The organism is Pseudomonas sp. NDM, from assembly GCF_003105095.1.
GTDB classification, from domain to species: Bacteria; Pseudomonadota; Gammaproteobacteria; order Pseudomonadales; family Pseudomonadaceae; genus Aquipseudomonas; species Aquipseudomonas moraviensis_A.
This window is the reverse complement of record NZ_QETJ01000232.1, coordinates 1-5,793: the sequence shown is the minus strand read 5'-3', so window position 1 is coordinate 5,793 and position 5,793 is coordinate 1. Positions and strand designations below refer to the sequence as shown.

The 5,793-nt window shown below is 59.8% G+C and carries 5 protein-coding genes; 2 read left to right on the top strand and 3 right to left on the bottom strand.

Translation table 11 applies throughout. The features are described from left to right. Nucleotides 1-135 precede the first annotated feature (135 nt). On the bottom strand, nucleotides 136-924 hold the full coding sequence (locus tag DCO47_RS25310) for a VacJ family lipoprotein (protein ID WP_024012144.1): 789 nt from the start codon (nucleotides 922-924) through the stop codon (nucleotides 136-138). Then, complete coding sequence (locus tag DCO47_RS25305; RefSeq protein WP_064365440.1) at nucleotides 917-2,215, bottom strand: hypothetical protein; 1,299 nt, start codon at nucleotides 2,213-2,215, stop codon at nucleotides 917-919. Before DCO47_RS25305 ends, DCO47_RS25310 begins: the two co-directional genes overlap by 8 nt. A gap of 224 nt (nucleotides 2,216-2,439) precedes the next feature. On the opposite strand from DCO47_RS25305, the gene DCO47_RS25300 reads away from it, so the two are divergent. Then, nucleotides 2,440-2,808, top strand: coding sequence for a hypothetical protein (locus DCO47_RS25300; RefSeq protein ID WP_116659179.1), 369 nt, complete (start codon nucleotides 2,440-2,442; stop codon nucleotides 2,806-2,808). 88 nt (nucleotides 2,809-2,896) lie between these two features. Here DCO47_RS25300 and DCO47_RS25295 read toward each other — a convergent pair whose 3' ends face one another. Further along, nucleotides 2,897-4,492 carry a beta (1-6) glucans synthase gene (locus tag DCO47_RS25295; RefSeq protein WP_116659178.1) on the bottom strand — a complete coding sequence of 532 codons (1,596 nt, stop codon included), beginning with the start codon at nucleotides 4,490-4,492 and terminating at the stop codon, nucleotides 2,897-2,899. Nucleotides 4,493-4,789: 297 nt separating this feature from the next. On the opposite strand from DCO47_RS25295, the gene DCO47_RS25285 reads away from it, so the two are divergent. After that, nucleotides 4,790-5,641, top strand: coding sequence for a glycine betaine ABC transporter substrate-binding protein (locus DCO47_RS25285; RefSeq protein WP_042607581.1), 852 nt, complete (start codon nucleotides 4,790-4,792; stop codon nucleotides 5,639-5,641). Nucleotides 5,642-5,793: the final 152 nt, after the last annotated feature.

Below are 5,793 nucleotides of genomic sequence, written 5' to 3'. Positions count from 1 at the left end.
GTTTGTCAGCCGGACAGGTGGTGACTGGTACACCGCTATCGCGAGCAGGCTCACTCCTACAATTTGATCTGTGTGATGCCATGAAAAAGGGCCATTCGACTCGCATCGAATGGCCCTTTTTTGTACCCGCCGAAATTACTCGGCGATCTGCAACTTGCGTGCTTCGGTGTAGACGTAGCGCACTTTCTCGTACTCGAACGGCGAGTTCATCTGACCGTAGCGGAAGCTGGTCTGGTAGCGCTTGTCGATCGCACGCAGTGCCCAGACTTCCGGATGGTTGGAGCTGACTTCCGCGACATTGAGGAAGTTGATCGCAGTGTCGGCGGTGTAATCCACGGCAAGACCTGCAGTGTCGCGAATGTTCGACGGGCCGAAGATCGGCAGTACGAAGTACGCACCGCCCGGCACGCCATAGAAGCCCAGGGTCTGCCCGAAGTCTTCGTTCTGGCGCGGCAGGCCCATGGCGGTCGCCGGGTCCCACAGGCCGGCGATGCCGATCGTGGTGTTGAGCAGCAGGCGCGCGGTGGTTTCCATCGAGCGCTGGCCCTTGAACTGCAGCAGGCTGTTGACCAGGTTCGGCACGTCACCAATGTTGTTGAAGAAGTTGCTCACCCCGGTACGCACAAAGCTTGGCGTGATGTAGCGATAGCCATCGACCACCGGCAGGAACACCCACTGGTCGAAACGGTAGTTGAAGTGGTAGACCCGACGGTTCCACGATTCCAGCGGGTCATAGACGTTCAGCGCGTTGAGCGTCGAGCGCTCGAACTCGCGCTGGTCCAGGCCCGGGTTGAATTTGAGTTTGGTCAGCGGTTCCTTGAAACCGTCGCTGTCGACCACCACCGGTGCGTCGGCTTTACTGTTGTCGGCCTGGGCCACGCCTGCACAGAGGAACGCTGCAATCAGCAGGAGATATTTAGCCACGGAAGAACTCCAGCATGGCGTCGCTGTTGACGCGGTAGTTAAGGTTGCCGCAGTGGCCGCCCAGTGGATAAACGGTCAGGCGATCACCGAAGGTTTTACGCAGAAAACCCAGGTCGCCAGGGCCGAGGATGACGTCGTCGGCGTTGTGCATCACGGCGATTTTCGGGCTGTCGTGCAGGTAATCCTTGAGCGCATACAGGCTGACCTGATCGATCAGTTGCAGCAGGCTGCCGCCGTCGGTGCGGGCGCGCCACATCGGAATAACCTGTTCGGTGATGTAGCAGTCGAAGTCGCATTGCAGCGCACGCTTGAGGAACGGCGTGAGGCTGGTGCCTTCGGTGATCGGGAATTTCGGCGGGGTGATCAGACCGCGACGGTTGACCAGGTCTGAGGTGTAGGCAATGTCAGCGGCCGAGAAGCGGAACGACGTGCCGATGAGCATGGCCATCTGTTCGTTGGTCAGATGCTGCTTGGACTGCTGGAAGTCATACAGCAGCGCATCGTTGAGGTCGATGTAGCCTTTCTGCTGGAAGTAGCGGGTCAGTTTGGCCAGCACCAGCTCATAGAAAGTGGTGCTGTTGTTGATACCCTTGACCTCGGTCTGCACCAGCTTGTCGAGGTTGGTCACCGAGGTATAGAGATTGACCGGCGGGTTGAGCAGCAGGACTTTCTTGAAGTTGAAGCTGCGGCGGGTTTCGTCCAGATGCGCGACGAACGCAGCATCCAGGGCGCCGAGGCTGTAACCGGTCAGGTAGTACTCGGTGACCGGCAGTTTCGGGTTCTGCGCCCGCACGGCCTGCATCACCCGGTACATGTCTTCGGCATCTTCCTTGGTCACGCCCGGGGTGGCGAAACGCGAAGCGGCGCTGATGAAGTCGAAACTGGTCGGCGAGGACAACTGCACGACGTGGTAGCCGGCCTTGTAATACAACTTCTTCAGGTATTCGTTGAGCGTGCTGTCAAAGCGCGCTCCGGTGCCGGCGATCAGGAAGATCAGCGGCGCCGGTTTGTCCTGGGTGGCGATGCGGTAGGTGAGTTTTTTGACTGCCCAGAAATTGTCCGGCAGCTGGAATTCACGCTCCGGGCGCAGGGTGAGGCTGCGATCCGACTGAGTGATGTCGTCGTCCAGCGGCAACTCCGGACGCAGGTCCGGTGGTGTCGTGGCGATCGTCGCCTCGAACGGGTTGGTCAGCGGGTAGCCATAACTGGCGGCGTCGATATCCACCGCCAGCGCGGACGCACTCAAAATTAGGCCGCTGAACAGCGCGGCGAAGCGCAAGGAACGGAGCATGACTAGATCCCTTAGAGGAAGGTGCCGATTGAAGTTCGCAGGCTATGACCACCGGCCAAGCGCCAAAGTGCCATGCTGCGGCACCAAACAGGCGGAATTCGGGGTAATAGTAGCTGGACGATACACGTTGCGAGGGCTCGCTGAACAGTTAACAGTTGTTAGTGCTTGCGAATGCCGGCCGGCAGATTAAGCTGGCCGCCGATTTCCGCAGATTGGAGTGCTCCATGTCCCGCCGCTTGCCCGTGATTGTGCTGCTCGTTTTGTTGCCGCTGTGGCTGGCCGCCAGTTATGCCGCGCGTTACGGCTTCATGGAAGACGGACAGTGGGTGGGCATCTGTGTCGACGAGGCCAGTCGCTGGGAATGCGCGGTGCGCTCGAACCTCGGGCTGATGATTCATTTCAAGGTGCTGGGCTGGGCGGCGGTAGGCGTAGCGCTGTTGGGATTTGTCGTGCCCGGACGGGCAGGGTGGTGGCTGGCGGTGCTGGCGCTGGTGTTCGGGTTGCCGGCCCTGGCCTTGTACAACACGACGTTGGCGGTGCTTGCCGTAGTGATTGCCGGGTTGCGCTTGGTCAGATCCTCACGCAACGCGTGACAGAACAGATCGCAGCCTTCGGCAGCTCCTACAGTTGCATGTCGTACACCTGTAGGAGCTGCCGAAGGCTGCGATCTTTTGATCTTGCTCAGCCGTTGCGAACCCGCAGACAGCGCCACAATGCCACCACCATCAATCCACTGATCAGCGCCCATCCCCACGCCTGCTGATTCTGCAATCCTTCCTGATACAACTGCGGCACGATCCCCGCACCGACCATGAAAGTCAGCAACGCAATCTCCCGGCGCGGCACACTCACCGGGCGGCTCAGGTAAACCAGCGCCGGCAGCACGAACGCCATGCTGGCAAAACTGCGATAACGTGGATCGAAGACCATTTCCAGCATCATCACCGCCGCGGCAAAACCGGCCGCTGCGACCAGCCAGCCGGCGCGATGCTCGAGGAAATCGAAAGCTCGCGCGCGCCATCCGCTACGGGCACTCAACGTCAGCGCGGCATGGGCAAGCACCAACAGATTCAACCCGGTCAGCAAACCGACCCACAGCCATTCGCCGGCAAACCTCGTGGTCAACCGCGCCAGATCGCCCCAGGCTCCGATCGAGCAAGCAGCGACGGCGCCCAGCAGCGGCAGCAGCAGCGCCGAACGTGTGGACCGAACGCGACCACCGAGGATCAGCGTGCCGAGCAGAATCACAGCACCGACCGCCAGCCATTCTTTCCAGTACGGCACATTGCTCACCGGCCCTGCGAGTACACCCTTGTCCTGGCGATCGGCATCGAACAGTCCCCAATAGCCGCCAACCGCGCCTTCACTGCCGCGCTTCCACGGTTGATCGAAGGCTTCGATCAGGTTGTAGCGCCAGCCTTCCTGCTCGGCCATCGTCACGAATCCACGAATGAATTTCGCCTCGTTGACCCGGCTCGGTACGGCGGTTTCGCGTTGACGGCCTTCGCTCGGCCAGCCGGTTTCACCGATCATCACGTCTTTGGGCGCGAACTTGTTGCCGAACACCTGACGCACATCCGCCACATGCCGCAGCGCCACGTCGATGTTCGACGGATCGTCTTCCCAGTATGGCAGCAGGTGAATGGTCAGGAAGTCCACAGCGGGCGCGACTTCCGGGTGCTTGAGCCAGAATTCCCAGACGTCGGCGTAGGTCACCGGTTGCTTGACCTGGCTTTTGACCTTGTTGATCAGCCGCGCCAGTTGCGCGCCGGTGACCTCTTTGCGCAGCAGCGCCTCGTTACCGACGATCACCGCCGTCACCACGTCGGGGTTGGCGTTGGCGGATTTGATCAGCAGCTCGACTTCCTGCTCGGTATCCACGGGGTTGCTGTTGACCCAGGCGCCGATCATCAACTTCAGACCGTGCTTGCGCGCCAGATCGGGCAGAGCGTCGAGGCCGGTCATCGAATAGGTGCGGATACATTCGAAGCGCGTCGCCAGGAGCGCGAGGTCGGCGTCCATGCGCTCCGGGCGCAATTTGAACGGCACGTCGAACGGCGACTGGTCCTTGTCGAACGGCGTGTACGAGGCGCATTGCAGCTTGTGCGTCGGCGTTGCAGCGTCGGGCAGGATCACCGGTTGGCCGAGGCCGTACCAGAAACCGCCAAGGGCCAGCAGCCCGAGCAGGCAGGCGAACAGATAAGGCAGAAAAGGAAATCGGAACGTAGCGGACATGGTCGGGCCGAGTGGCTGCAAAGCGACGCATGTTACCTGCATTTATAGAGGGGCAGGGGGCTTGCAGGCGTTGTACATGCAAAGTTCGGGCGGATTGTCTGGCGTCAATTAATCTTGGTTGATTAATGGCTTTCTGATGTCGTTTCTCGTTGCCTTGAGGTCGCTGACAGAGCAGGTCGCCTGCCGCTTGAGGTTGATGATCAAACCATCAGTACCCTTTTTGAAAAATCGGCTGATGTTCGGTGTGTGAGGTCCGGCGTGATGGGGGCGCTGTGCACCATAACAATACGTTGACGATGCCCGGCATCCGTCGGGCGCAGCATTTCGGGGAAGTAAACGATGAAGATGCGACGACTTTTAGGCGCAGGTGCCGCTCTGGTGCTTGCGATGAGTTCCACTTTCGCCAACGCTGAAAAACAGACCCTGAACATCGGTTACGTTGACGGCTGGTCCGACAGCGTCGCGACCACCCACGTGGCGGCCGAAGTGATCAAACAGAAACTCGGTTATGACGTGAAGCTGCAAGCCGTCGCCACCGGGATCATGTGGCAGGGCGTAGCCACCGGCAAACTCGACGCCATGCTCTCGGCCTGGCTGCCCGTGACCCACGGTGACTACTGGACGAAAAACAAGGATCAGGTCGTCGATTACGGCCCGAACTTCAAGGACGCAAAAATCGGCCTGATCGTGCCTGAGTACGTCAAAGCCAAATCGATCGAAGACCTGAAAACCGACGACACCTTCAAAAACCGCATTGTCGGCATCGACGCCGGTTCAGGCGTGATGCTCAAGACCGATCAGGCGATCAAGGATTATGGTCTGGACAAGTACAGCCTCAAGGCCAGTTCCGGCGCTGGCATGATTGCCGAGCTGACCCGCGCCGAGAAGAAAAACGAATCCATCGCCGTCACCGGTTGGGTGCCGCACTGGATGTTCGCCAAGTGGAAACTGCGCTTCCTCGACGACCCGAAAGGCGTGTATGGCCAGGCTGAAACCGTCAACAGCATCGGCAGCAAAGGCCTGGAAGCCAAGGCACCGGAAGTGGCCAAGTTCCTGAAGAACTTCCAGTGGGCCTCGAAAGACGAAATCGGCGAAGTGATGCTGGCGATTCAGGACGGCGCCAAGCCTGATGCAGCGGCCAAGGACTGGGTGGCCAAACACCCGGATCGCGTGGCTGACTGGACCAAATAATTTAAATCCCGCCACACCCCTGTAGGAGTGAGCCTGCTCGCGATAGCGTTCCGTCAGTTGAGAGCAATGTCGACTGACACGAAGCCATCGCAAGTAGGCTCACTCCAACCGTTGACTTTGGTGTGCGGCAAACAGAAGAAGGCTCGTGGACC